Annotated in this window: 26 protein-coding genes; 15 read left to right on the top strand and 11 right to left on the bottom strand. The window is 72.9% G+C overall.

The window, feature by feature from the left end; translation table 11 throughout:
- Positions 1-13 precede the first annotated feature (13 nt).
- On the top strand, positions 14-466 hold the full coding sequence (locus ASF89_RS05510) for a hypothetical protein (protein ID WP_156357246.1): 453 nt from the start codon (positions 14-16) through the stop codon (positions 464-466).
- A gap of 79 nt (positions 467-545) precedes the next feature.
- On the opposite strand, the gene ASF89_RS05505 is transcribed toward ASF89_RS05510, so the two are convergent.
- On the bottom strand, positions 546-1,331 hold the full coding sequence (locus ASF89_RS05505) for a putative protein N(5)-glutamine methyltransferase (RefSeq protein ID WP_200913404.1): 786 nt from the start codon (positions 1,329-1,331) through the stop codon (positions 546-548).
- Between the two features lie 84 nt (positions 1,332-1,415).
- On the opposite strand from ASF89_RS05505, the gene ASF89_RS05500 reads away from it, so the two are divergent.
- The 5 genes from ASF89_RS05500 to ASF89_RS05480 all read left to right on the top strand — a co-directional run bounded on the left by ASF89_RS05500 (position 1,416) and on the right by ASF89_RS05480 (position 5,384).
- Complete coding sequence (locus tag ASF89_RS05500; protein ID WP_055794464.1) at positions 1,416-1,898, top strand: FBP domain-containing protein; 483 nt, start codon at positions 1,416-1,418, stop codon at positions 1,896-1,898.
- Positions 1,899-1,939: 41 nt separating this feature from the next.
- Complete coding sequence (locus tag ASF89_RS05495) at positions 1,940-2,251, top strand: antibiotic biosynthesis monooxygenase (RefSeq protein WP_055794462.1); 312 nt, start codon at positions 1,940-1,942, stop codon at positions 2,249-2,251.
- Between the two features lie 146 nt (positions 2,252-2,397).
- The gene (locus ASF89_RS05490; RefSeq protein ID WP_055813164.1) at positions 2,398-3,522 is read left to right on the top strand and encodes an outer membrane lipoprotein carrier protein LolA; all 1,125 of its coding nucleotides are present in this window, start codon (positions 2,398-2,400) and stop codon (positions 3,520-3,522) included.
- Between the two features lie 10 nt (positions 3,523-3,532).
- Positions 3,533-4,534, top strand: coding sequence for an ABC transporter ATP-binding protein (locus ASF89_RS05485; protein WP_055813161.1), 1,002 nt, complete (start codon positions 3,533-3,535; stop codon positions 4,532-4,534).
- A complete protein-coding gene (locus tag ASF89_RS05480) occupies positions 4,521-5,384 on the top strand; it encodes an ABC transporter permease (RefSeq protein ID WP_055794461.1) in 864 nt (287 codons plus the stop codon). The genes ASF89_RS05485 and ASF89_RS05480 overlap by 14 nt, the downstream gene beginning before the upstream one ends.
- Before the next feature lie 35 nt (positions 5,385-5,419).
- On the opposite strand, the gene ASF89_RS05475 is transcribed toward ASF89_RS05480, so the two are convergent.
- From ASF89_RS05475 to ASF89_RS05445, 7 genes are read right to left on the bottom strand one after another with little or no spacing between them, the layout of a single operon-like run.
- Positions 5,420-6,346, bottom strand: coding sequence for an acetamidase/formamidase family protein (locus ASF89_RS05475; RefSeq protein WP_055812657.1), 927 nt, complete (start codon positions 6,344-6,346; stop codon positions 5,420-5,422).
- Positions 6,343-7,206 (bottom strand): GntR family transcriptional regulator, encoded by an 864-nt coding sequence (locus ASF89_RS05470; protein ID WP_235483990.1) that lies wholly within the window; start codon positions 7,204-7,206, stop codon positions 6,343-6,345. The genes ASF89_RS05475 and ASF89_RS05470 overlap by 4 nt, the downstream gene beginning before the upstream one ends.
- A complete protein-coding gene (locus tag ASF89_RS05465; RefSeq protein ID WP_055812654.1) occupies positions 7,187-8,854 on the bottom strand; it encodes an ABC transporter ATP-binding protein in 1,668 nt (555 codons plus the stop codon). Before ASF89_RS05465 ends, ASF89_RS05470 begins: the two co-directional genes overlap by 20 nt.
- On the bottom strand, positions 8,838-10,745 hold the full coding sequence (locus tag ASF89_RS05460; protein WP_055812652.1) for a gamma-glutamyltransferase family protein: 1,908 nt from the start codon (positions 10,743-10,745) through the stop codon (positions 8,838-8,840). The genes ASF89_RS05465 and ASF89_RS05460 overlap by 17 nt, the downstream gene beginning before the upstream one ends.
- Positions 10,742-11,629, bottom strand: coding sequence for an ABC transporter permease (locus ASF89_RS05455; RefSeq protein WP_055812649.1), 888 nt, complete (start codon positions 11,627-11,629; stop codon positions 10,742-10,744). The genes ASF89_RS05460 and ASF89_RS05455 overlap by 4 nt, the downstream gene beginning before the upstream one ends.
- On the bottom strand, positions 11,629-12,582 hold the full coding sequence (locus tag ASF89_RS05450) for an ABC transporter permease (protein WP_055794450.1): 954 nt from the start codon (positions 12,580-12,582) through the stop codon (positions 11,629-11,631). The genes ASF89_RS05455 and ASF89_RS05450 overlap by 1 nt, the downstream gene beginning before the upstream one ends.
- Positions 12,583-12,586: 4 nt before the next feature.
- On the bottom strand, positions 12,587-14,236 hold the full coding sequence (locus tag ASF89_RS05445) for an ABC transporter substrate-binding protein (RefSeq protein WP_055812647.1): 1,650 nt from the start codon (positions 14,234-14,236) through the stop codon (positions 12,587-12,589).
- Between the two features lie 283 nt (positions 14,237-14,519).
- On the opposite strand from ASF89_RS05445, the gene ASF89_RS05440 reads away from it, so the two are divergent.
- The 3 genes from ASF89_RS05440 (at position 14,520) to ASF89_RS05430 (ending at position 17,998) form a co-directional block, all read left to right on the top strand.
- Positions 14,520-16,187: a glycosyl hydrolase 53 family protein gene (locus ASF89_RS05440; RefSeq protein ID WP_082489796.1), complete on the top strand. Its 1,668-nt coding sequence runs from the start codon at positions 14,520-14,522 to the stop codon at positions 16,185-16,187.
- Positions 16,188-16,350: 163 nt separating this feature from the next.
- The gene (locus ASF89_RS05435; protein ID WP_055812645.1) at positions 16,351-16,842 is read left to right on the top strand and encodes a MarR family winged helix-turn-helix transcriptional regulator; all 492 of its coding nucleotides are present in this window, start codon (positions 16,351-16,353) and stop codon (positions 16,840-16,842) included.
- Between the two features lie 160 nt (positions 16,843-17,002).
- Entirely contained in the window at positions 17,003-17,998 is a 996-nt protein-coding gene (locus tag ASF89_RS05430) for a hypothetical protein (RefSeq protein ID WP_055812643.1), read from the top strand.
- Positions 17,999-18,054: 56 nt separating this feature from the next.
- On the opposite strand, the gene ASF89_RS05425 is transcribed toward ASF89_RS05430, so the two are convergent.
- Entirely contained in the window at positions 18,055-18,747 is a 693-nt protein-coding gene (locus tag ASF89_RS05425; RefSeq protein WP_055812641.1) for an SDR family oxidoreductase, read from the bottom strand.
- Between the two features lie 160 nt (positions 18,748-18,907).
- Here ASF89_RS05425 and ASF89_RS05420 point away from each other — a divergent pair, with 160 nt between their 5' ends.
- Entirely contained in the window at positions 18,908-19,210 is a 303-nt protein-coding gene (locus ASF89_RS05420) for a hypothetical protein (protein WP_055812638.1), read from the top strand.
- Positions 19,211-19,233: 23 nt separating this feature from the next.
- Positions 19,234-19,452, top strand: coding sequence for a hypothetical protein (locus ASF89_RS05415; RefSeq protein WP_055794436.1), 219 nt, complete (start codon positions 19,234-19,236; stop codon positions 19,450-19,452).
- A gap of 28 nt (positions 19,453-19,480) precedes the next feature.
- Here the strand turns inward: ASF89_RS05415 and ASF89_RS05410 are convergent, their stop codons facing one another.
- Positions 19,481-21,106 (bottom strand): ABC-F family ATP-binding cassette domain-containing protein, encoded by a 1,626-nt coding sequence (locus ASF89_RS05410; protein WP_055795498.1) that lies wholly within the window; start codon positions 21,104-21,106, stop codon positions 19,481-19,483.
- A 108-nt stretch (positions 21,107-21,214) separates the two neighbouring features.
- Here ASF89_RS05410 and ASF89_RS15340 point away from each other — a divergent pair, with 108 nt between their 5' ends.
- On the top strand, positions 21,215-22,201 hold the full coding sequence (locus ASF89_RS15340; protein WP_326933901.1) for a bifunctional methionine sulfoxide reductase B/A protein: 987 nt from the start codon (positions 21,215-21,217) through the stop codon (positions 22,199-22,201).
- 68 nt (positions 22,202-22,269) lie between these two features.
- On the opposite strand, the gene ASF89_RS05400 is transcribed toward ASF89_RS15340, so the two are convergent.
- Positions 22,270-22,974, bottom strand: a complete 705-nt coding sequence (locus tag ASF89_RS05400) for a hypothetical protein (protein ID WP_156463315.1) — start codon at positions 22,972-22,974, stop codon at positions 22,270-22,272.
- Positions 22,975-23,156: 182 nt separating this feature from the next.
- Between ASF89_RS05400 and ASF89_RS15655 the strand changes: the two genes are divergently transcribed.
- The 3 genes from ASF89_RS15655 to ASF89_RS05385 are packed head-to-tail and all read left to right on the top strand — an operon-like array spanning position 23,157 to position 25,301.
- On the top strand, positions 23,157-23,840 hold the full coding sequence (locus tag ASF89_RS15655) for a molybdenum cofactor guanylyltransferase (protein WP_055812632.1): 684 nt from the start codon (positions 23,157-23,159) through the stop codon (positions 23,838-23,840).
- Positions 23,841-23,848: 8 nt separating this feature from the next.
- Positions 23,849-24,121 (top strand): DUF6457 domain-containing protein, encoded by a 273-nt coding sequence (locus ASF89_RS15650; protein WP_055813153.1) that lies wholly within the window; start codon positions 23,849-23,851, stop codon positions 24,119-24,121.
- A gap of 4 nt (positions 24,122-24,125) precedes the next feature.
- Positions 24,126-25,301 (top strand): molybdopterin molybdotransferase MoeA, encoded by a 1,176-nt coding sequence (locus ASF89_RS05385; protein WP_055812630.1) that lies wholly within the window; start codon positions 24,126-24,128, stop codon positions 25,299-25,301.
- The last annotated feature ends 6 nt before the right edge of the window (positions 25,302-25,307 follow it).

The raw sequence follows: 25,307 nt of genomic DNA, 5'->3' as shown, positions 1-25,307 counted from the left end.
ACCGTGGCGGCCCGTGATCTCCCGAGGAGCCCTCGTGCCCCGCATGGCCGCCCCCCTGATCCTCAGCAGCCTCGTCGTCGTCCTCGCCCTCGCGGGGTGCGCGACGCCCACCTCGGAGCCCGGTGCGGCCGACACCACGGCCCTGGCCACCACCGGCGCCGACGCCTCGAGCACGCCGATCCCGACGACGACCCCTCCGGCGCCCGCCACGGCGCCGACCCGCGAGGCGCCTCCCGCCTGGGACGCCTGCGTGGCCGCCGTCGCCGCCGAGCACCCCGACCTCCCCTTCATCGACGACGTCTGGAACTACGAGGAGGACGACGTCCGCGACTCGGCCGACGGCGCCGTCGTCGAGGTCCGCTACGGGCATCTCGCCGACGGCCGCATCGAGGCGGCCTTCATGTGCGACGTGTCGGGCACTCCCGAGTCGCCCGTCGTGGCCCGCGTCTACCCCGTCGACGTCTGATCCGACCGAGGCGCTCAGCCCGCGGCCGCGAGCACCGGATGACCCCCGGCCTCACCGTCGCGCGGGTCGACCCGACCCGTCACGCAGGGCGGACGCCGATCACGACCGTCGCGTCGAAGCCGTCGTCGTGCTCGCTGCGCGCGACGAGGCCGCTCGCGGTCAGGAGGGCGACGGCGGCGGGCGCCTGCGCGGCGCTCGCCTCGATCAGGACGGACCCCCCGGGGCGGAGCCAGGCCCGCGCCTCCTCGGCGATCCTCCGGTGCACGTCGAGACCGTCGTGGCCGCCGTCGAGCGCGGCGATCCTCTCGTGCAGCCGCGCCTCTGCCGGCATCGTCGCGAGCGCGGCCGTCGGCACGTAGGGCGCGTTGGCCGCGATGACGTCGATGAGGCCCCGGAGGCGCGAGGGGACCACCGCGAACAGGTCGCCGGCGACCACGAGGGCGTCGGCGGGGAGGTTCGCGCGGGCGCACTCCACGGCGACGGGGTCGACATCGGCGGCGACGAGCTCGAGCCGGGGGTGGTCGCGCGCGAGGACGGCGGCGACGGCGCCCACCCCGCAGCAGAGGTCGAGGGCGACGGCCGCGCGGTGCTGCGGGACGAGCGCCGAGGCCCGCCGCGCCAGCGCGACCGTGCGGCGGCGCGGCACGAAGACGCCGGGCGCGACGCCGAGGCGGAGACCGTCGAACCCGGCCCAGCCGAGCACCTGCTCGAGGGGCTCGCCGGCGGTCCGGCGGCGCACGAGCCCCTCGAGAGCCGCGGGGTCGTCGACGGCCTCGGTCAGCAGCGCGGCCTCGTCTTCGGCGAAGACGCAGCCGGCCCTCCGGAGGCGCGCCACCAGCGCGTGCATCGCCTCCGCTCCCGACATGGCCCCAGGCTAGGCCCGCCGCCTCCTCGCGTCGGTGTCGGACGTGCCGCGTAGGGTGGCGGGACCGAGGCCCCGAGGGAGACCATGAAGCCGCTGACCGAGTCCGACATCCGATCGTCGTTCGTCAACGCCCAGCCGGGCGACCTCGACCGGCTGCCGATCCCGGGGCTGCACGAGATGCTGTGGTCCGAGCGCGAGTTCCTGGGGTGGCGCGATCCGCAGGCCCATCACCGCGGCTACATCGTGCACTGGATGGACGACCGGCCGGTCGGTCTCGTCGTCCGCTCGTCGAGCTCGTCGCTCCGACCCGGCATCGCGGCCATGTGCTCGCTCTGCCACTCGCCGCAACCCGCGACCCAGGTGCGTCTGTTCACCGCGCCGAAGGCCGGCGAGGCCGGGTTGAACGGCAACACGCTCGGCACGTACATCTGCGAGGACCTCGCGTGCTCCCTGCTCATCCGGGTGGCACCGCCGCACCTCAATCCGCCCGAGCAGATCGAGCGCCGCGCCGCGGGTCTGCGCGACCGCGTGCAGGGCTTCACCGCGACGGTCATGAAGACCGCCTGACGCGCACCCCGCCCCGTCCCATCCGAACGAGAGAGAGCACCATGTCCGTCGTCAAGATCAACGCCATCCACGTCCCCGAGGGAGCCGGCACCGAGCTCGAGTCGCGCTTCGCCGCCCGCAAGCACTCCGTCGACGGAGCCGAGGGCTTCGAGGGCTTCCAGCTGCTGCGCCCGGTGAAGGGCGACGACCGCTACTTCGTCGTCACCACGTGGCGGAGCGAAGAGGACTTCGCGGCCTGGGCCGCGAACGGGGCCCGAGCCGCCCATGCGCGCCCCGAGGGCGCCGGCGACGCACCCCGCGGGCCCGTCGCCACGGGCGCCGATCTGCTCGAGTTCGAGGTCGTCGACCTCTAGCGGCGGCCGCCCGGCCCGGGCGTCTGCGGAACCGTCTCGACGTCGAACCGTCCGCCTCGGATTCGCAGTGTTCTCCAGGGTTCACGCGTACTCTGCCGACCAGTCGTCGACCCGTCCACGGTCCGATGCGAGAGGCCATGATCACCATGAAGAAGTCAGCCCGCTGGATCCCCGCCGCAGCGATCCCCGTCGCCGTCATCGCCGCCGGCATCGTCGTGCCCTCGGTCGCAGCCAACGCCGAGGTCGACCTGCCCGACAAGACGCCGCAGCAGGTGCTGGCGCTCGTCGCCGGCAGCTCGGACGCGGCGTTCTCGGGCACGGTCGAGCAGACGTCCGATCTCGGTCTGCCCGATCTGCCCGCCGGCATGTCGTCCGGCTCGGGCGACTCGTCGTCGCAGGCCCTCGAGATGCTGACGGGCGACCACACGGCCCAGGTCTTCGCGGACGGTGCCACGAAGCAGCGCGTGCAGGTGGTCGAGGACCTCGCCGAGCGGAACGTCATCCGCGACGGCTCCGACGTCTGGACGTACGACTCCTCGTCGAAGGAGGCCACCCACCTGACCCTCCCCGACCGCTCCGCGAGCGACGCCCTCGAGACCTCCGTCGACGGCGCCGATCTGCCGCAGACGCCCGGTGAACTGGCCGACGCCGTCCTCGACGCCGTCGACGACTCGACGACCGTGACGAGCTCGGACGACGTGTCGGTGGCCGGGCGCGACGCCTACGAGGTGGTGCTCTCGCCGGACGACGCCGAGACTCTGGTCGGTCGCGTCGTCCTCACCGTCGACGCCGAGACCGGGGTCCCCCTCAAGGTCGTCGTCGAGGCACGGGGTCAGAGCGAGCCCGCGATCTCCGTCGGATTCACCTCGGTGTCGTTCGACGCGCCCGACGCATCCGTCTTCGCCTTCGCCCCGCCGGCCGACGCGACCGTCACCGAGGTCGACAAGCCCGCCGACGGTGCCCACGGCGACGGGGCACCCGGTCACGAGGGTGCGTCGACCGAGCACCCCGCTCGCACGGTCATCGGCTCCGGCTGGTCCGCCGTCGTCGGTCTGACCCCCGCGAAGGGCACCGCTCCGGCGGGATCCTCCGCGTCCGACCCCACCGGCGGGTCGGCGGCGCTGCTCGACCAGGTCATGACCCCGGTCGACGGCGGCAGGGCCCTGCAGACGTCGCTCGTCTCCGTGCTCCTGACCGACGACGGGCGCGTCTTCGTCGGGGCCGTCGATGCGGACGCGCTGGTCGCCGCTGCGTCGGCACCGGCCGAGTGACCTCCGTCGCGTGACGACGGCCCCGCCGGCGACCGGCTCGACCTCGAGCCTCGCCATCGAGACGTCGTCGCTCACGAAGTCCTTCGGCCGGCAGAAGGCCGTCGCCGATCTCGACCTCGCCGTGCCGACGGGGAGCGTCTACGGGTTCCTCGGACCGAACGGCTCGGGCAAGACGAGCACCATCCGCATGCTGCTCGGGTTGACGTCCGCGTCGAGCGGGGACATCCGCCTGCTCGGCGGGTCGATGCCGGGCGACGCCCGTGACGTCCTCCCCCGCGTCGGCGCGCTGGTCGAGGGCCCGGCGTTCTATCCGTTCCTGTCGGGCCGGGCCAACCTGCAGCGTCTCGACGCCGCCGATCGCTCGGCCCCGGCCTCGACGCGATCGTCGAGGGTCGACGCGGCCCTCGATCGCGTCGGCCTGAGCCACGCCGCGTCGAAGAAGGCGCACGCCTACTCGCTCGGCATGAAGCAACGACTCGGCATCGCCAACGCTCTGCTCATGCCCCGCGACCTGCTCGTGCTCGACGAGCCGAGCAACGGTCTCGACCCGCAGGGGACCCGCGAGGTCCGGACCCTCATCCGCTCCCTGGCCGACGAGGGGACGACCGTGTTCGTCTCGAGCCACCTCCTGGCCGAGGTCGAGCAGATGTGCACGCACATCGGGGTGATGAGTGCGGGCCGACTGCTCACCCAGGGGACCCTCGACGATCTGAGGGCCCTCGGCCTGCACCGCGTCCGCCTCCTCACGCCGGATGCCGACGCCGCCCGCGACGTCCTGCGTCGGCTCGGCCTGTCGCCGGAGGCGGGCGTCCGATCGACGGATCCGCCCGACTCGCGCGCGGGCGTGGCCCGTGTCGAGGCCGACCTCGTGGTCGAGGGTCTGTCGCCCGAGTCGATCGTCGCCGCGCTCGTCGCCGCCGATGTCCGCGTGCGGGGCTTCGAGGTGGCGGGCGCCAGTCTCGAAGACCGTTTCGTCGATCTCACCGGGGAGGGCTTCGATGTCGCCGGCTGACCCCTCCCCCGCACTGCGGCCGTCCCGTGGCGCGGGGATCTCGCTCCTCCGGAGCGAGATCGTCGTGCTCTTCCGGCGGACCCGGACGATCGCCCTGCTGGGCGCCCTCGCCCTCATCCCCGTGCTCCTCGCCGTCGCCGTCCGCGTCGCGTCGGACGACTCCGACGGAGGCGGCGACGGCCCCGCCTTCCTCGGCGACATCACCCGGAACGGCCTGTTCGTCTCGCTGACGGCGCTCACCGTGGCCATCCCGCTCTTCCTGCCGCTCACGGTGGGCGTGGTCGCCGGTGACACGATCGCCGGCGAGGCCGGTCTCGGGACGCTCCGCTATCTGCTGGTCTCGCCGGTGGGCCGGGTGCGCCTCCTGCTCGTGAAGTACGCCGGGGCCGCTCTCTTCTGCCTGGCGGGGACGCTCGTCGTGGTCGTCTTCGGGGCGATCGCCGGGGCCGCCCTCTTCCCGATCGGTCCCGTGACGCTGCTGTCGGGGCAGACGATCGGCTACGGCGACTACGCGCTCCGCATGCTGCTGATGGCGCTCTACGTCACCGTCTCGCTGCTCGGGCTGAGCGCGATCGGGCTCTTCATCTCGACCCTGACGAGCGTGCCCGTCGGCGCGATGGCCGCCACGATCGTGCTGTCGACCGTCTCGCAGATCCTCGACGCGCTGCCCCAGCTCGACGCGCTCGACCCGTGGCTGTTCACGCACCACTGGCTCGGCTTCGCGGACTTCCTGCGCGACCCGGTGGTGTGGTCCAATCTGGCCGACAACGCCCTGCTGCAGGGCGGCTACATCATCGTGTTCGGAGCGCTCGCCTGGGCCCGCTTCACGACGAAGGACATCCTGAGCTGACATCCCGCTCGACGTCGCGGACGCCGTGAGGGGGATCAGACGCCGAGAGCGCCGGTCGGCAGGACCGCGTGCACGCCCCAGGTCTGATTGGCGACCTGGGTGACCCTCAGGTCGACCACCGCGCTGGCGAACGCCAGGGCCGTGGCGCGGTCGACGTGGAGCAGCGGCGCGAGCCACGAGACCATGGCGTCGAGCGCATCCCCGGTCGCGACGTCGAGATCGGCGTCGAAGCCGAACGTGATGCGCCCGGCCGGGGTCTCGGCGTGGATCCCGTCGACGGGACGGTCGTCGACGAGCTCGAGCCGCACCTCCGTCGTCATCGGGCACTCCACGGCTGTGCCGCCGACCTCGCCGTCGCCCTGCGCCGCGTGGCCGTCACCGAGGTACACGAGCGCGTCGGGCACCTGCACCGGCAGATAGAGCGTGGAACCGGCGACGAGCTCGCGGCAGTCGATGTTGCCGCCGGCCGAGGGGCGCGGCGGGGTCGTCGGGTGCTCGCCGGGTTCGGCCGGGGCGACGCCGGTCACCCCGAGGAACGGCGCCAGCGCCACGCGCGGCCCGCGGCTCTCGATCGCGGTGCCCGCCTCGACGTCGATCTCCCAGAGGAGCCACGACGGCGGCACGGAGTCGAGACCGAGACGGGTCGTGATCGGCGTCTCGCGTCCTCCCGCGACCGTCCATCCCCAGTCGCCCGGCCGGAGGCCGTCGAAGTGGACTGCGAGCGTCTGCCCGGGTCGAGCCCCGCGCACGGCGATCGGCCCGGTGAGGGCGTGCCCGCGGGCCTCGGCGAAGAGCCTCGGCCGCTGCTCGCCCGGCACCGTCTGGCGTTCGAGGTGCCCCGAGGCGTCGAGCGACTCGACGACGACGGCGTCTCCGCTGTCGACCGTCAGCACGGGGGCGTGATCGCGCGAGTAGACGTCGTTGGTCGTCTCGCGCGTCGCGTCGAGATGGTGCCGGGTCACGAGGCGACCGGCCCGTCCGCGCCGACGCGCGGCGCCCCGGACGGGGCCGAAGCGGTGGTCGGCGCGACGACGGGCGGCGTCGCGCGCAGGGCGTCGACCACCGCGGTCGGCACCGTGCGGCTCAGGTAGCCGATGCGCGACTCGCGCACATGCCACCCCATCCGCTCGGCCGCCTGCTCCGGGTCGCCCGCGTCGATGGCCGCGAGGATGACGCGGTGGTCCGGCCACAGCCGCTTGCCCCGCGAGAAGGTGTCGAGAGCGTAGAGCCACTCGATCTTCCGCGACAGCTGGCGCAGCAGGGTCGCGAGCGTGGTGCTGCCGCTCAGCTCGGCGACGCCGAAGTGGAACCGCTCGTTGAGGTCGACCAGCCGGTCGAGGTCGTCGTCGGCGACGGCACGGTCGCCGTCGGCGAGGATCCGCTCGAGCGAGCGACGGACGCGCCACCAGTCCTCCGGCGGCGCGTCGACGCTGAAGAGGGCCCGCGCCCGCGTCGCCGCGCGCCGGGCGGTCGCGATCTCGAGGGCCTCGCGCACGGCGAACAGATCGTCGGCCTCGTCGACCGGGATGGCGGCCACACGCGATCCGACGTTCGGGGTCGACTCGACGAACCCCTCGGCCTCGAGACCCCGGAGCGCCTCGCGCACGGGCACGCGCGAGACGCCGTGCCGGTCGGCGAGCGAGGCCTCGGTCACGCGGGTGCCCGGCTGCAGGACGCCCGTCACGATCTCGCGCCGCACCGCGTCGAGCAGGCTGATCGGCGCCGGGGCGCAGGCCTCTCCGAGGGGGTCGGAGCCGGGGGCCGAGGAGGCGCGGGTCGTCCCGTCGCGTCGGTCGGACGGGTCAGACGGCCAGGCTGGCACCGGGGATCGCTCCTAGCAGTTCGTGGGTGTACTCGTCGCGAGGCGACAGGAACACGTCGTCGACGCTGCCGCGCTCGACGATGCCTCCCCGGCGCATCACCACCACACTATGGGCGATCTGCCGCACGACGGCGAGGTCATGCGTGATGAACAGGTAGCTGAGACCGAGACGGGTCTGCAGCTCGGCCAGCAGATCGAGGATCTGCTCCTGCACCAGCACGTCGAGCGCCGACACGGCCTCGTCGCAGATGAGGAGCTCGGGCTCGAGGGCGAGGGCCCGGGCGATGGCCACGCGCTGACGCTGACCGCCCGACAGCTCGTTCGGGCGGCTCTGCGCCACCGTGCGGGGAAGGGCGACCTGGTCGAGCAGCTCGGCGACGCGGCTCCGGCGCGTGGCGCGGTCGCCGACGCCGAAGATGCGCAGCGGCTCGTCGATCAGCCGTTCGACGGAGTACGTCGGGTCGAGCGAGCCGTACGGATCCTGGAAGACCGGCTGCACCCGTCGCCGCAGCGCATGCCGGGCCGCCCCGCGACTGGCGGTGATGCTCTCGCCGTCGACCAGCGCCGTTCCGCTCGTCGCCGACTCGATGCCGAGCACGATGCGGGCGAGGGTCGTCTTGCCCGAGCCGGACTCGCCGACCACGGCGGTCGTCGTGCCGCGCGGCACGGCGAACGAGATCCCGTCGACCGCCCGGACCGTCTCGCCGCGTCGCCCGCGGAGGCGGTACTCCTTGACCAGATCGGTGACGACGAGGATGTCGTCGGCGGCGGTCGGCGCATCGTCGCCGACCGGCTCGTCGGCCCGGAGGGCGGCGGCCGCGGCGACCGTGGGCGCCGCCGCGACGAGGCGACGCGTGTACTCGTGCTGGGGGTCGAGCAGGATCTGCCGAGGGGTGCCGGTCTCCACCACGCGCCCGTCGAGCATGACGACGATGCGGTCCGTGCGGTCGGCCGCGACGCCGAGGTCGTGCGTGATGAACAGCAGCGACGTGCCGTGCGCGTCGACGAGCGTCTGCAGATGATCGAGGATCGTCCGCTGGACCGTGACATCGAGGGCCGACGTCGGCTCGTCGGCGATGAGCAGCTCGGGTCGGCGCGCGAGCGCCACGGCGATGAGCACCCGCTGGCGCATGCCGCCCGAGAACTCGTGCGGGTACTGACCCGCTCGCCGGGCGGCGTCCGGGATGCCCGCCTCCGTCATCAGCTCGACGACCCTCTCGGTGACGGCCGAACGGCCCCGGGCTCCCCCGGCCCGCAGTCCGTCGGCGATCTGCGCCCCGACCGTCATCGACGGGTTGAGGTTGGTCGACGGGTCCTGGGGGACGAGTCCGATGCGGGCTCCGCGCACCGACCGCATCCGCGCCTCCCCGGCGGTCGTCAGCTCGTCGTCGGCGAGCCGGATCGTGCCCCCGGTGACGCGACCGGCGCCGGGCAGCAGGCCCAGCACGGCGGCGACGACGGTCGATTTGCCCGACCCCGACTGGCCGACGATGGCCACGCGCTCGCCTCGTCCGACGTCGAGGTCGACGCCGTGCACCACGGGGCGGTCGCCGAACGCTACCGTCAGGTCGCGGACGCTCAGGAGGGGCGCGCCGGCGGACGCGTCGGGGGTCGTCGTCGAGACGGTGCGGTCAGCGTCCTGCGGCATAGGCCTGTGCTCCTCGGGGGTTGGCCGCGGCGGACAGCACGCCCGTCGCGGGGTCTCGGGTGACGCTCGACAGCCGGCCGAGCGACCAGTCGCCGGCGCGGGTGACGCGGTGGCCGCGCGACTCGAGGTCGGCGATGACCTCGTCGCCGAGGCGGTCCTCGACGACGACGCCGCCGGGGGTCCAGGTGCGCGGCCAGAACGAACCGGGGAACGCGGTCGTGTGCAGGGCGGGCGCGTCGATGGCCTGCTGCGGCGTGTAGCCGCCGACGATCGTGCGGAGCAGGTAGAGCAGCTGCCACTGGTCCTGCTGGTCGCCGCCCGGCGAGCCGAGGGCGACGACCGGTCTCCCGTCGCGCGAGACGAGGGTCGGGGTCAGCGTCGTACGGGGGCGCCGCCCGGGCTCGAGCGTCGAGGCGGTGCCCTCGTCGAGCCAGGCCATCTGCAGGCGGCTGCCGAGGCAGAACCCGATCGCGGGGATCGTCGGCGAGGACTGCAGCCAGCCGCCCGACGGCGTCGCCGAGACGATGTTGCCCCAGCGATCGACGACGTCGATGTGGCAGGTGTCGCCGCGCGTCGCCCCCGTGGCGTCGACGGCGGGCTCGGCCGACGCGGCGGCGACGGGGTCGTCGTCGACGGGCGTCTCGGCGAACGAGCCGACGGTCGGCTCGCCGACTCCCGCGACGGCGCCGGAGGCCTCGTCGTCGGTGCGGAGCGCCGCCAGCGGACGCGCCCCGGTTACGAGATCGCCCGGTCGCAGCTCGAGCGACGCCCGCGGGCCGATCAGCGCCCGCCTCGCGTCGGCGTACTCGCTCGAGAGCAGCGCCTCGAGGGGCACGTCGCGGTCGCCGTAGTACGCCTCGCGATCGGCCATGGCGAGCTTCTGGGCCTCGATGATCGTGTGCGCGCCGTCGGCGGTCGAGGGATCGAGCAGCTCGTCGGGCATCGGGTCGAGCAGGGCGAGCACCTGGAGCAGGGCGGGGCCCTGACCCCACGCGCCGGTCTTGGCGACGGTGTGACCGCGGAACTCCACGGTGGCCGCCGGCTCGAACCCGGCGCGGAACGCGGCGAGGTCGGAGGCGCGGATCACCCCGGCGTGATCCGTGCCCGACGAGTGACGGTGCGGGCGGCGGACGAACTCGTCGATCGAGCGGGCGACGAGCCCCTCGGCCCACTCGGTCCGGGCCGCCTCGATGCGGTCCTCGCGACCGGTGGGGGCGTCCTCGGAGACCGGCGCCGCGCCTCCTCGGCCGGTGACGGTCGGATTCTCGCCGGCCGCGACGAGCCCCTCGAGCACGGCCGCGTAGGCGGGGTTGGCGACGAGGTCGCCGGGCGCGGGGGGACGGCCGTCGACGAGCCAGCGGTCGGCGGAGGTCGGCCAGTGCTCGGTGAACAGGTCGCTCACGGCGCCGATCGTCTCGGTGACGCGGGCGGTGATCGGGTGGCCGTCGCGGGCGTAGCCGATGGCGTAGGCGAGCACGTCGCCGAGCTCCCACGTGCCGTGGTCGCGCAGCAGCAGCAGCCAGGCGTCGACGGCCCCGGGGACGGCAGCCGCCAGGGCGCCCGAGCCGGGCACGAGGTCGAGGCCCTCGGCGCGGTAGTGCTCGACCGTGGCGCCGGCCGGTGCGGGCCCCTGACCCATCAGCACGGTCGGCGAGTCGGGGGCGTCGGCGGTCGCGAACACGGCGGTCAGGTCGCCGCCGGGCCCGTTGAGGTGCGGCTCGACGACGTGCAGCACGAAGGCGCCGGCCACGGCGGCGTCGAAGGCGTTGCCCCCGCGCTCGAGCACGGCCTGGGCCGACGCCGTCGCCAGCCAGTGCGTGCTCGCCGTCATGCCGAAGGTGCCGACGAGGTCGGGGCGGGTGGTGAACGCCGGAGGCGCGGTGTACGTCACAGTGGTCGGTTCCGTTCGCTGGAGGTCGGGTCGAGCGCGTCGCGGAGGGCGTCGCCGAACAGGTTGAAGCCCAGGCAGATGGCGGCGATGGCCAGACCCGGCACCACGGCGGCGAAGGGCGCCCGCCCGAGGTACTGCTGCGCGTCGCTGAGCATGATGCCCAGACTGGCCGTCGGCGGCTGGATGCCCAGTCCGAGGAACGACAGCAGCGCCTCCCCGATGACGGCGACCGGCATGATCACCGTCGCCTGCACGATGATCGCCGAGACGCAGTTCGGCAGCACGTGGGTGAAGATCACCCGCAGCCCCGTCGCGTCCATCGTGCGGGCGCCGAGCACGAAGTCGGTCGACGCGACGCGCATCGTCTCGCCGCGCACGACGCGGATCATGGTGGGGATCTGAGCGATGCCGAGCGCGATGACGGCGTTGCCGAGACTCGGCCCGCTGATCGCCGCGAGCGCCACCGCGATGATCAGGAACGGGAACGCCAGCATGACGTCGGTCACCCGCGAGATCACGCCGTCGAGCCACCGCCAGTAGCCGGCGAGCAGACCGAGCGGGGTGCCGACGACCACGGCCAGCAGCACGCTGAGCACGCCGACGACGAGCGAGACGCGGATGCCGTGCAGCATGCGCGAGAGGATGTCGCGGCCGAGGTCGTCGGTGCCGAGGAGGTACCCGACCGTGCCGGGCTGCTGGAACGGTGCGGCGAAGTTGACCTCGGTGGGCCCGTGGGGGGCGATCAGCGGGGCGAGCACCCCGAGGAGGAGCACCACGAGCAGCATGACGCCGCCCGCGAGGCCGAGGCGGTTGCGTCGCAGCTGACCCCAGACCCGGCCGCGGGCCGAGCCGAGCTCGGGGGTGGTGGGCACGATGACGGTCATCAGGAGGCTCCTCCGACTCGGATGCGCGGGTTGAGGACGCTGTACAGCACGTCGACGACGAGGTTGATGACGATGTAGCCGAGGGTGATGACGAGCACGACGGCCTGGACCACGGGGTAGTCGCGGGTGAACACCGAGTCGAGCGTCAGCTTGCCGAAGCCGGGGAGGGCGAAGATGCGCTCGGTGACGACGGCGCCCGAGATGAGACCGCCGAGCTGCAGACCGACGATCGTGACGACCACGATCATCGAGTTCCGCAGGCCGTAGCGCATCAGCACCCGGCCGCGACCGAGCCCCTTGGCCCGGGCCGTCCTGACGTAGTCGGTCTTCATCGTCTCGATCATCGAGGCCCGGGTCTGGCGCATGATGACTGCCGCCAGGGACGTGCCGAGGATGAGGGCGGGCAGCGTCAGATGCACGAGGGCCTGGAACGGGTCGACGCTGACGGGCACGTAGCCGGAGGCCGGGAAGATCCCGAGCCCCACCGCCAGCCAGAGGATGGCCAGGATCCCGAGCCAGAAGTTCGGCACGCTGAGGCCGACGAGCGCCGCGGCGTTGGCCATCCACTCGGGCCAGCGACCCCGGTAGCGCTCGGCGACGACCCCGAGGGCCACCCCGACCGCCACCGCGACGACGATCGCGTAGAGCGAGAGCCAGAGGGTGACGGGCAGGGTCGCGCCGATCAGCTCGGACACCGGGGTGCCCGTGCGGGTCGACTCGCCGAAGTCGCCGGTGAGGAAATCGCCCGCGAACCGGAGGTACTGCACGACGATCGTGTCGTCGAGTCCGAGCTCGGTGCGGATCGCCGCGACGCGTTCGGGCGAGGCCTCCTCACCCGCCAGGGCGAGGGCCGGGTCGCCCGGCAGCTGCCGGACGCCGACGAACACGACGATCGAGGCGAGCACGAGCGTCAGGGCGGACTGCCACAGGCGGGTGAGGAGGTAGCGGGCCATCGGGTCAGTCCGCCTCGACGAATGCGGCGTTGCTCAGACGGACCACGCCGTCGGCGTAGGTCGACACCCCGGCGATCTCGTTCGAGAGCGCGGTGAGGCTGCGCACCCGGTACAGGTAGATGATCGGGTCGTCCTCCTGCACCTGCGCCACGGCCTGGCCGTAGAGGTCGGCGCGCTCGTCGATGTCGTTCGTCGCGGCCGCCCGGGTGAGCAGGTCGTCGACCTCGTCGGAGCTGTAGCCGCTGTAGTTGTTGCCGCCGCCCGTCGACAGGAAGTTGTACGTGTTGCCGTGCGGGTCGACTCGGCCCGACCAGCCGAGCTGGAGGGCCTCGAAGTCGCCGCGCGTCTGCACGTCGAGCAGGGTCGAGTACTCGACCGGCGTGATGGTCAGCTCGAAGCCGCCCTCGGCGACCTGGGCCTGGAGCGCCTGGGCGAAGCGGACCGTGTCGGGGTTGTTGCTCACCTGCATGTCGATGGCGTAGGGCGTCTCGACACCGGCGTCCTCGAGCAGCTGCCGTGCGGCCTCGGGGTCGTACTCGGGGCAGGCGTCGCTGGCCTCGGTCGCGAAGGGGCTCTCGGGCGAGATCGGCGAGCAGGCCGGGTCGTAGAGACCGCCGAAGATCGACGAGACGAGCGACTCGCGGTCGATCGACATCGAGAGCGCCTGGCGGACGGTCGCGTCGGAGGCGAGCGGGGTGTCGATCTGCACGGGGTCGGTGCCGACGCCGTCCTGGTTGCCGATGTTGACGGTCAGCCCCTGGTAGCCGAGCGAACCGACCTCGAGCACGGTCAGGGCGTCGTCCGCCTTGAGCGACTCGACGTCCTGGGTCGACATCGAGTCGGCCACCTGCACGTCGCCGGACTGCAGGTTCGCCGCGCGGATGCTCGCGTCGGTGATGATGCGGTAGGTGATCGAGTCGAAGTGGACGTCGTCGGCGTCGTAGTAGAGCGGATCGCGCTCGACGGTGATCGAGGTCTGCGGCACGCGGTCGGCGAACTTGAAGGGTCCGACGCAGACCGGGGCGTCGCCGAAGTCGTCGCCCTGGGCTTCGAGGGCGGCGGGCGACATGACCATTCCGGCCCGGTCGGCGAGCGCCGCCGTCAGCGGGGCGAAGGGCTCGGAGTAGTCGATCTCGACCGTGTCGTCGCCGACCGCGGTGATGCCGGTGATGGGGCCGAGCTCGCTGCGCCGCGACGAGTCCTCCTTGTCGAGTCCGCGCTGGAGGGTCGTGACGACGGCCTCGGCGTCGAGCGGCGTGCCGTCGGCGAAGACGGCGTCGGTGCGGACGGGGAAGCTCACGGTGAGTCCGTCGTCCGACACCTCGGGCAGCTCGGTCGCGAGCATCGGGACGATCTGACCGTCGGCGTCGATGTCGTAGAGCTTCTGGCACATCGTCTCCATGACGTACCGGGTGTAGAGCGACGACGAGGTCGTGGGGTCGAGGCGGTCGGGCTCGGCCGACAGCGCCATGACCAGGTCGCCGCCCTCGACGATCGTCTGGTCGCCGATCGCGGCGGTCGAGACGTCGTCTCGGGTCTCGTCGGAGGTCTCGGCGGTCTGGACCGCCTGGCAGCCGGTCACGGCGAGAGCGAGTCCGAGGGCGGCCGCGGGGAGGCCGAGCAGCCTGCGGCGGGAGTGCGGGGAGCGGGACATGCGGATCCAATGCTCGAGGTCGGAGGGGTCGGGGTGGATTGAATACAATCAGCCGCGATGACACCTCTTCGTATACATCTTGTTACGACCGTGTAAAACGTGCCGGAGCCGAGGAGGCGCGATCCGACCCGCATCTCCGGTCGGAACTGGGATCGATACCAGGCCGTTATCCTCGATGAACGCACGCATTTAATGGGCTCTACCCTTTCACTAAGCAGACAGGTCGTGCTAGAACTGGGAGCGCACACAGTCTCGTGCGCCCCATCGTCAAGGAGGACGACCGATGTCACGAACCCATCGACCCCGCCGACCGCTCACCAGCCCGCGGAGGCGGCTCGGCATCGCCACCGGGGCGTTCGCCCTGACGGCCGCGCTCTGCGGAGGGATCGTGCCGACCGCCTCGGCGACGGCCGCGACGACGGACGACGCGACCCGCGCCTCCCGGGTGGCGGTCGCGAACCCCGGCTTCGAGGCCGGCTCGACGGGGTGGGTCTCGAAGGGCACGGGCACCGCCCGCCTCGAGTCCGGCGGCCACGAGTCGGCCACCCGTCTGACGCACCACCTGCCGACCGCCGGCCGCGCGACGACCACGCAGAAGGTGAAGAAGGTCTCCCCCGGCTGGTGGACCTTCTCGGCCTGGGTGAAGAGCGGCGGACCGGCCGGATCGAGCACCCTCTCGCTGACCGGCTGCGGTCAGGGCTCGAGCAAGGACGCCGCGGGCACCACGGTCGTCCCCTCGACCGAGTCCGACGACGGCTGGCTGCGCCTCACGGTGTCGGCCGAGGTCACCCACAGCCAGTGCACCCTGACCCTCACCACCGCCGGCGACGCGGGCGCCTGGGCGAGCATCGACGACGTCGCCTTCGCGCCGGGGCGGGTGACCCGGGACATCCGCGGAGCCGACCTGTCGGGGCTCCCCCGCAACGAGGACCGCGGCGCGGTCTACCTCGACGCCTCGGGACGCCCCACCGACGCTGTCGAGCAGATCGCCGACGCCGGCGCGAACCTCGCCCGCCTGAAGGTCTGGGTCGACCCGACGGACGGCTACAACGACCAGGACGACGTCGTCGCCATGGCGAAGCGCATCGAGGCCTCGGGCATGGGACTGCTCGTCGACTTCCACTACTCGGACCGCTGGACGGACCCGGGCGCCCAGACGATGCCGAAGGCCTGGGCGGGGCTGTCGGCCCCCGAGGTCGCCACGCGCATCCACGACCACACGCGGAGCGTGCTCGACGCCCTCGCCGCCGAGGGCATCGTCGCCGACGCCGTCCAGGTGGGCAACGAGATCAACCCCGGCATGGTCTGGCCGCTCGGTCAGACCTGGGACGTCGACCCGAGCGACGGGGTCAGCGGCGCCCAGTGGGACAACCTCGCGATGTTCCTCTCGGCCGGCTCCGCCGCGGTGCGCGAGGTCTCGCCCGAGACCGACGTCATCCTGCACCTCACGAACATCAACAACGGCATCGACGGCCTCACCTGGTGGTTCGACCAGGCCACCGCCCGGGGCGTCGACTTCGACGTGATCGGACTCTCGTACTACTCGTACTGGCACGGGAGCCTCAGCGACCTGCAGCAGGCCGTCACCGTGCTGACGGACCGCTACGACCGTGACGCGCTCGTCGTCGAGACCTCGTACCCGTGGACCCTCGCCGACGACCCCGACCACACCTGGGAGAACGTCGTCGCGAGCGCCTCGATGCTGACGGCCGGCTACCCGGCGACCCCCGCCGGCCAGGCAGCGAACTTCCGCGCCGTGCAGGACGTCGTCGCCTCCGCCCCCGGCGGACGCGGCACCGGCGTCGTCGCCTGGGAGCCCGCGTGGACCGCCGTCGACGGCGCCGGCTGGGACCCGGACGACCCGACCTCGGGCAACGCGTGGGAGAACCAGGCCATGTGGGACTTCGACGGGCGGCCCCTGCCCGCCCTCGACGAGTACGCGGCCGACTGACGGCACCCGCCGACGGCCCCGAGGAGGCGCGGTGCGCGACCTCGCGCACCGCGCCTCCTCGGCCGCCCGGCCGTGCCTGCTCGGCCGCTCCCGCCCTGGCTGACAGCGGCCCCGGCGAGACTGGGGCATGATCGAGGCAACCCCGTGACTCGATTGGACCAGCGTGACCACCAGCGACGAAGTCGACCTGATCATCGACGCGTGGGCGCGGGTGCGACCCGACATCGACTTCGCCCCGCTCGACGTGTTCTCGCGACTGCGTCGCATCTCGAGGCGCCTCGACCGGTTGCGCGCCGAGGCGTTCCGTCACGCCGACCTCGAGATCTGGGAGTTCGACGTGCTGTCGACCCTGCGTCGCGCCGGCGACCCGTTCCAGCTCTCGCCGAAGGATCTCGTGGCCGCCACGATGGTGACCAGCGGCACGATGACCAACCGGCTCGACCGCCTCATGGAGCGACAGCTGGTCGAGCGCCACTCGGACCCGCGAGACGGCCGGGCCGCGCTCATCCGCATCACGCCGGCCGGCGTGGAGCGCGTCGACGCGGCGATGAGCCTGCTCGTGCAGGTCGAGCGGTCGCCCCTCGACTCGCTCACCGCGCACCAGCAGGCGGAGCTCGCCGAGCTGCTGCGCGTGCTCGGCGCCGAGTTCGCCTGAGGCCGGCTCGCCGGGCGTCGGCCCACCCCCTTTTGGGGGATGCAGACTTGAGAGTCCGTCACCATAACCTGTGGTGATCCCGGGGGACGTGGCCATCCACCGTCTTGACACCGGCGGTCGTCGCGACGAGGCACCCGACCGCCGTCGCGGAGGGAAGCCCATGTCCAGACGTCTCCGTTCCGTCGTCGTCCTCGCTCTCGCCGCAGCACTCACCGCTACCGTCGCCGTCCCGGCATCCGCCGCGGGACCCGCCGCGGGTGGCACCGGCAATCGCTACCTGCTTAACGACCGGTGGAGCGGCGCGGCCAACATCGACGTCCGCTACGGACGCGACACCGACGTCGTCTACACCGGCGACTGGAACGGTGACGGCAAGGACACCCTCGCCGTCCGCCGAGGGGGCACCTACTACTTCTCGGACAAGGTCGGCGGCAAGGCGACCACGACCGTGAGCTACGGCCGAGCGAACGACGTCGTCGTCATGGGCGACTGGAACGGCGATGGCCGGGACACGCCGGCCGTGCGCCGCGGCAACGTCTACCTCGTCAAGAACAGCCTGTCGGCCGGAGCCGCCGACGCGACCATCCCCTTCGGCCGTGCGAGCGACGACGTCGTCGTCGGCGACTGGAACGGCGACGGCAAGGACACCCTCGGAGTCCGGCGTGGGAACCAGTACTTCCTGAAGAACAGCATCCGGGGAGGCGCGGCCGACATCACCTTCAGCTTCGGCAAGACGACCGACAAAGTCTACTTCGGCGACTGGAACGGCGACCGGAAGGACACCCCCGTCGTCCGCCGGGGCAACACCTACTTCATCTCGAACGCCACGCGTGGCGGCGCCGCGGAGACCTCGCTCGTCTACGGCAAGACCACCGACGTCACCCTGACCGGCGACTGGAACGGCGACCGGAAGGACACGCTCGGCGTCCGACGCGGCGTGGTGAAGCCCCCGGCGCCGAAGCCCGCACCGGCACCGGCACCGGCACCGGCACCGGCACCGGCACCCACCGGACCCAACGGCGACCTCGACTGCGGCGACTTCTCGAGCCAGGCCGCCGCGCAGGCGGAGTACGAGCGATGGATCCGGGCGGGCCTCGGCGACGTCCACGATCTCGATCGCAACAACGACGGTCGCGCCTGCGAGTCGTCCTTCTAGCCGGGAACGCGGGCCCGGGCCATGCGCGACTGATATCGCGACACTCTGCTCGCGGGCTAGCGGGACGCCGTGAAGGCCGTGCTGGGGAGGTCCTTCTCGCCGTCGACGATGGCACGCACGATACGGGCCGCGACGTCGTCGGGGTCGAGGGCCGACCCGAAGGCCGGGGCGGTGCCCGCCACCGCGCGAGTCGCGAGCCCGGTGTCCGTGTGACCGGGGCGGGCGTCGAGCACGCGGACGCCCCGACGTCGGTACTCCCGCGACGCTGCGGACACGAAGGCGGCGAGGCCGGCCTTCGACGCCGAATAGGCGGCCATGCCGGCGGTCGGCGACTCGCTGACGACACCGCTGATCGTCACGACGAACGGGTCGCGTCCGGCGGCGGCCGAGTCGGCGAGCGCCGCGGAGGCGTCGCGCAGCACCCTGATCGGGCCGAGCATGTTCACCTCGACGAGCTCGGAGAGGGTCTCGTCGCCGACCTCCGCGGCCGGCCCGAAGGCCACGACTCCCGCCGCGACGACGACCCCGTCGAGTCGGCCGTGCGACTGCAGGGCTGCGGCCACCAGGGAGGCGCCCCCCTGCTCCGCGCGGAGGTCGGCCAGGTAGGCGTCCGGCCCGGACAGCGACTCGGGCCTCCGCGCCGCGCGGACCACCGTGGCGCCCTCGTCGTCGAGCATGGCGGCGATGCGGGAGCCGAGGCCCCCGGAGGCGCCGAGGACGAGGACGACTGCGCCGGTCAGATCGGTCATGAGCCGGAGCCTACGCCGGGCTGCTCCGGCGACGGACGATAGCGGCGTCGGGCCCGAGGCGTCAAGGCGTGTCGGCGTGCGTCGGTGGAGGTCGGCACGGTGGCACGATGGAGGCCTCGTCGACGACGAGTGGACGCACGCCGCACGACGAGGGAGAGCCATGGACGACGATCCGATCGACCCCACCCGGATGCGGAATCAGCCCGCCTTCCGCACGTCGACGGGCACCGAGTGGATCGTCATCGGCCTCGTGCTCGCCGGCATCAGCAGCGCCGTCCTGCTCTTCCAGGACCATGCGACCTCCGACGTCGTGGCCGCCGTCGTGATCGCGCTCTTCGTCGCGATGCTCGTGGTGCGCCTCGCCGTGCCTCGACGTCGACCCCGGGTGACGACCCTCGCCGTGCTGCTCGCGCTCATCCCGATCGTCACCATCGCCGAGCTGCTCGCCCTCATCGCCCTCTGAGCCTCCCGCCGTACCATCGAGGGATGACCGCCTCAGCGAACCACGAGAGCCGATTCATCGCCGTCCTGCAGGGCGGCCCGTTCGACGGGCAGGAGCACGAGATCGACGTCGCCGACGGCATCCGTCACGACACGCTCTCGCTGCCGCAGAGCGACACCGAGGTGCTGGCGAACTATCGGCGCGACGGCTCGGACGGGGCCGACCGCGTGCTCTTCCGCTTCATCGACGACACGTTCGCCTGACCGCCACCGCTCGTGCCGGCGCCGGCCCTCAGACCGCGCTGAGCGCGAGCGCGCCCTGGCGTGCGCCCTCCGCGCCGAAGACGAGCCGCCGGTTCGCGACCTTCTCGCTGAAGAACCGGTCGTGGCTGACGACGACGACGGCTCCGGGGAAATGGACGAGCGCGCGCTCCATCACCTGGGTGCTCGCCATGTCGAGGTGGTTGGTGGGCTCGTCGAGCAGCAGCACGGAGGCCCCCGAGAGCAGGCACTGCGCCATGGCGACGCGGGCCCGCTGGCCGCCCGAGAGCGCGCCGATGCGCTGCTGCAGGTCGGCGTCCGAGAACTGGAACATCGCCAGGAACCGCGCCACCGACTTGCGGGTGGCCCGCAGGGCGAGACTGTCGGGCATCGCGTTGACCGAGTGGGTGACCGTGTCGGCGTCGTCCAGCTCGGCGAGCACCTGGTTGTACGAGACGACCCTGGCTCCCCCGGCCCAGTCGATCCGGCCCTCGTCCGCCTTCTCCTCGCCGGTGAGCACCCGCAGCAGGGTGCTCTTGCCGCTGCCGTTCGCGCCGACGACCACCAGTCGGTGGCCCCGACGGATCTCGAGGTCGAGACCTTCGAACAGGACCTTGTCGCCGTACGCCTTGCCGAGACCGTCGATGCGGCAGAGCACGTCCTTCACGTGGAGCCCGCCGTAGATCTCGGTGATGATCTGGTCGACGGGTCGGGGGGTGCGCTGCTTCTTGATCTTCGCGAGATCCTTCGTGAGCCCGCCCGCGCCTCCTGACTTGGCGTTCTTCGCCGCCTTGGCGGCCTCGCGGCGGTCGCTGATGCCCTCGGACTCGAAGGCGAGCAGCTCGGACTCGTGCGCGAACTGCTGCTCGAGGTTCTTCAGACGGAACTGCTTCTGGATCACGTACTCGCCGAAGTCGCCGGGGTACTCGTGCAGATGGAAGTTCTCGACCTCGACGATGCGGGTGACCACCTGGTCGAGGAACCGCCGGTCGTGCGAGACGACGATCGCCGCCCCCCGGAAATCGCGGAACCACTGCTCGAGCCATTCGACGCCCGCCACGTCGAGGAAGTTCGTCGGCTCGTCGAGCAGCAGCACGTCGGGCTGCTGCAGCAGGATCTTCGCCAGCGCCGCCCGGTTGCGCCAGCCTCCGCTCAAGGAGTCGATCGGCGTGGTGCGATGCACCGGGTCGAAGCCGAGCACGGTGAGGGCGGTGTCGATGCGGCGGGGGTACTCCCACCCGTCGAGCCGGTCCATCTCGCCGAAGAGCTCGGACTGCCGGTCGATCAGACGACCGAGCTCGTCGCCCTGGTCGGGGTCCATCGCGGCGACGGCGATCGCGGCGTCGATGTCGGCGAGCTCGGTCTCCATCGCGCGGATGTCGGCGAAGAGCCCCTCGAGCACCTCGGTGACCGTCGCGGTGCCGTCGAGCTCGCTGAACTGCGAGAAGTAGCCGAGCGTCGTGCCGTCGTCCACCGACACGGTGCCCTCGTCGGGCTGCACCTGGTCGAGCACGAGCTTCAGGAGAGTCGACTTGCCCGATCCGTTGCGCCCGATGAGCCCCACCCGGTCACCCGTCTCGAGGCGGAAGAACGCCTCACGCAGCACGGGGCGGTTCTCGAAGCGGACGGTGACGTCGTTCAGGCGGATCAAGCTCATACCCACCAGTCTCGCAGCCACGGTCGGAACACCCGCGCCCCGCCCGCTGTTGACCCCCCTGGAGCCGGCCTCACCGCACCTGTGGAGGAGGCGCTCCGAACAGGAGGCATGATGTCGAACGACTACCGCAGAGACCCGGCGGCCGTGGCGCGCCTGACGCCCGCACAGCGCCGTGTCACGCAGGACGGCGGCACGGAGCCCGCGTTCCGCAACGAGTTCTGGGACTCCACCGACGCGGGCATCTACGTCGATCTCGTCTCGGGCGAACCGCTCTTCGCGTCCGTCGACAAGTTCGACAGCCGCTCGGGCTGGCCGAGCTTCACCCGGCCGATCGACGCCGAGAACGTCGTCGAGAAGCGCGAGGGCATGTTCTTCCTCCGTCGCACCGAGGTACGGTCGGCAGCGGGCGACAGCCACCTCGGTCACGTCTTCGCCGACGGTCCGACCGCGACCGGCGGCCTCCGCTACTGCATCAACTCGGCGGCGCTCCGCTTCGTCCCCTACAGCTCACTCGAAACCGAAGGATACGGTGCCTACATGACGCTCTTCTCCCCCGAATCCACTCCCGCGCCCAGCGGCACCACCGAGACGGCGATCCTCGCCGGCGGCTGCTTCTGGGGCGCCCAGCAGCTGCTGCGCCGTCGGCCCGGCATCGTGTCGACCCGCGTCGGCTACTCGGGCGGCAGCGTGAAGAACGCGACCTACCGCAACCACGCCGGTCACGCCGAGGCCGTCGAGATCGTCTTCGACCCGGGCCTGACCTCGTACCGCGAGATCCTCGAGTTCTTCTTCCAGATCCACGACCCGTCGACGAAGGACCGTCAGGGCAACGACGTCGGCGACAGCTACCGCTCGGCGATCTTCTTCACGACCGACGAGCAGCGCGCGACGGCGCTCGACACGATCGCCGACGTCGACGCCTCGGGCATCTGGCCCGGCAAGGTCGTCACCGAGGTCGCCCCGGCGGGCGATTTCTGGGAGGCCGAGGAGGAGCACCAGGACTACCTCGAGAAGGACCCGTTCGGCTACACCTGCCACTTCATCCGCCCGGGCTGGGTGCTGCCCAAGCGCGACCAGGCGGTCGCCGCGGGCTGACCCCTGCGACGCCGAGGAGGCGCGGTGCCGGTCCGACCGGCACCGGGCCTCCGTCATGCGGTCGGGTCTCAGCCCCAGATCCGGCTGACGATCGAGCCCATCAGGTCGTCGGTCGGCTTGTTCGCCTGGCTGACGGTGATCACGACGTCGTCGCGGACGAGCACCGTGTCGGCCATCTCGACCCCGTACATCTCGTGCGTCGTCGTGTACTGGCAGAGGGTCCCCTCGTAGGCCTCCGAGCAGTCGTAGGCGACGCCGTCGAGGTAGGACTCGGTGACGGGCTCGCGCCTCCCGGCCAGCCAGCCCGGGTACGCCTCCGCAGTCGCCTCGTCGACGAGGGCGACGTCGACGCCGAGGCCCGTGATGTCGGCGCGGGGATCGCGCCAGCCGCAGCGGAGGACTCCGGCGGCGTCGACGACGGCGCGGAGATCGGCGTCGGCGGGCGGAGCCGTCGGGGTCACCCGGCCCATCGGACGCTCGCCGTACTGCTGCGGGTCGTTGAGGGGCGCGTCGCCCATCGTGGCCTCGTAGGCGGCCCGGTCGACGACGTCGGTGCAGTCGGTCGGGATCGAGGCCGGCACGGCGACGTCCGTGGCCGTCGGCATCGGCACGGGCGTCGGCGACGCGGAGCCGACGGCCGTCGGGCTCGTCGAGGCGGCGGGCGACGTCGACGGGGCGGACGATCCCGTCGCGCCGCCGGGCATCGCGCCGCATCCGGCGAGCAGCACGACCCCCAGAGCGGCCGTCGCGACCCCAGTCAGAACACGCTTCATGATCATCTCCCCCGGCGCCGTCGTCGGCGCCATCCCCGCGGCCCGCGCGGCCGCTCCCCCACGGTATCCCGGGCGGAACGGCGCGCTCTCATCCGAGCGATCGAGCCTCGTCCTCCTCGGGTCTCGACGTCGGGCGTCGCCTGCGGCGGGGCCGAGCACGGTCCCGGGAGCAGGATGGTCGCATGCCCTCCGCCTTCGACGCCGTCCTGCTCGCCGGCGGGCGCGCCTCCCGTATCGGCGGCGACGACAAGACGACATTCACGAGTCGGGGCGAGCGTCTCGTCGATCTCGCCGTCGCCGCGGCCGACGGCGCGGCATCCCTGATCGTCGTGGGTGCGCGCGACGGGTCGCCGCTGCCCGAGGGCGCGATCACGACCCGCGAGGACCCGCCCTGGGCCGGACCCGTCGCCGCGCTCGCCGCCGGTCTCGACGCCGTGGACCGCCCGTCGCCCGAGACCCTCGTGCTGGCGTGCGACCTGCCCCGCGCGCCCGAGGCCGTCCGAGCCCTCCGGGGGGCACGAGGAGGAGCGGGTCGCCTCGCCCCGGACGACGGCGACGAAGGGACCCCCGAGCCGGGATCCGGCCGCGACGGGCTGATCGCCGTCGACGCCGGCGGCCGCCGTCAACCCCTGCTCGCCCTCTACCGCACCGATGCCCTCCGCGAGCGGCTGGACGCGCTCCGCGCCGACGGTGCGCTCGCCGGCCTCTCGATGCGGCGTCTGCTCGACGGGCTCGACCTCGTCGAGGCGCCCCTCCCCGACGAGGTCTGCGCCGACGTCGACACCCCCGCCGATCTCGAGCGGCTCGGCGTCGTCCGCCAGGCGGGTCCGCCCTCGCCGCAGCCGACCCCGCCGACTGCTGGTTGAGTGTGCTCATGACCACCACCCCTCCCGAGCTCGACGTCTGGGCCGCCCGTCTGATCGCCGCCCTCGATCTGCCCGACGGCACGGTCGTCGACGTGGCCGCCGTGCTCGACCTCGCCCGCGACGCCGCGCACGGCGTCGCACGCCCGGCCGCTCCCCTCACCACGTATCTGGTCGGCTACGCCGCGGGTCTGGCCGGCGGCGGCGCGGCCGACGTCGATCGAGCGGTGCGGATCGCGACCGAGCTCGCGACCGAGCCCGCGACGGGCGATCCCACCCCGTGACGGCATGAGCCTCGTCCGCCCCGACTGGCGCGCCGCCCGCGACGCCGCGCACGCGGCGGGCTCCGCCCTCCGCGGCCCCGGGGAGCTCGTCGCGCTGAGCGACGCCGTCGGGCGCACCCTCGCCGCCGACCTCCACGCTCTCGCGAGGGTGCCCGGCTTCGACGCCTCGGCGATGGACGGCTGGGCCGTGCGCGGCAGCGGACCGTGGCATCTCGGCGAGGCGATCGTGGCCGGTCCGGTCGATCCCGGCGCCCCCGGTCTCGACGTCGGCACGGCACGGCCGATCACCACCGGTGCGGCGATCCCCGAGGGCACCGATCGGGTGCTCCGCTCCGAGTCCGGTCGGGTGTCGGGCGGCGTCCTGACGTCGGTCGACGATCCCGCCGCACCCCCGCGCCATGTCCGGCGAGCCGGCGAGGAGGCCGCCCCCGGCGACCTGATCGTCTCCGCCGGCGCGCGGCTCACGCCGCCGCGGGTCGCCGTCGCCGCGGTCTGCGGTCTCGATCACGTCCCCGTCGTCATCCCCCCGCGGGCGGCCCTCGTCGTGCTCGGAGACGAGATCGTGGCCGCGGGGGTGCCCGCACCGGGGACGGTGCGCGACGTGTTCTCGGTCCCGGTGCCGCGCCTCCTCGGCTCCCTCGGGGTCGGCGACGTGTCGGCGACCCGCGTCGCCGACGACCTCGCCGCCACCGTCGCGGCGCTCGACCGGCCCGACGTCGCACTCATCGTCACGACCGGCGGAACGGCCCGCAGCAGCACCGACCACGTGCGGGCGGCCCTCCAGCGCCTCGGCGCCGAGCTGGTGATCGACGGACTGGCTCTGCGGCCCGGGCAGCCGCTGCTCGTCGCACGACGCGGCGGGACCCTGTACCTCTGCCTGCCGGGCAACCCCATGGCCGCCCTCGTCGGCCTGACCCTGATCGGGGCGCCCCTCGTCGACGGCCTCCTCGGGCGCCGCCCCGCGCCTCCCGGCGCCGTGACCCTGGCCGTCGACGTGCCGCACGCCCGCTCCGGCGACCTCGTGCAGGCCTACCGCGACACGCCCGACGGCGCGATGCCGACGGCGCGCCAGTCGTCGGCCATGCTGCGCGGGCTGGCCGACGCCGACGGGCTGCTCATCGTGTCCGCAGGCGGCGCGCGCGCGGGCGACACGGTGCCGACGATCGCCCTGCCATGGTGATCCGAG

It is taken from the genome of Frigoribacterium sp. Leaf172, from assembly GCF_001424285.1.
Lineage (GTDB): Bacteria > Actinomycetota > Actinomycetes > Actinomycetales > Microbacteriaceae > Frigoribacterium.
The sequence above is the reverse complement of the archived record's forward strand: the minus strand, read 5'-3'. Positions and strand labels throughout refer to the sequence as shown.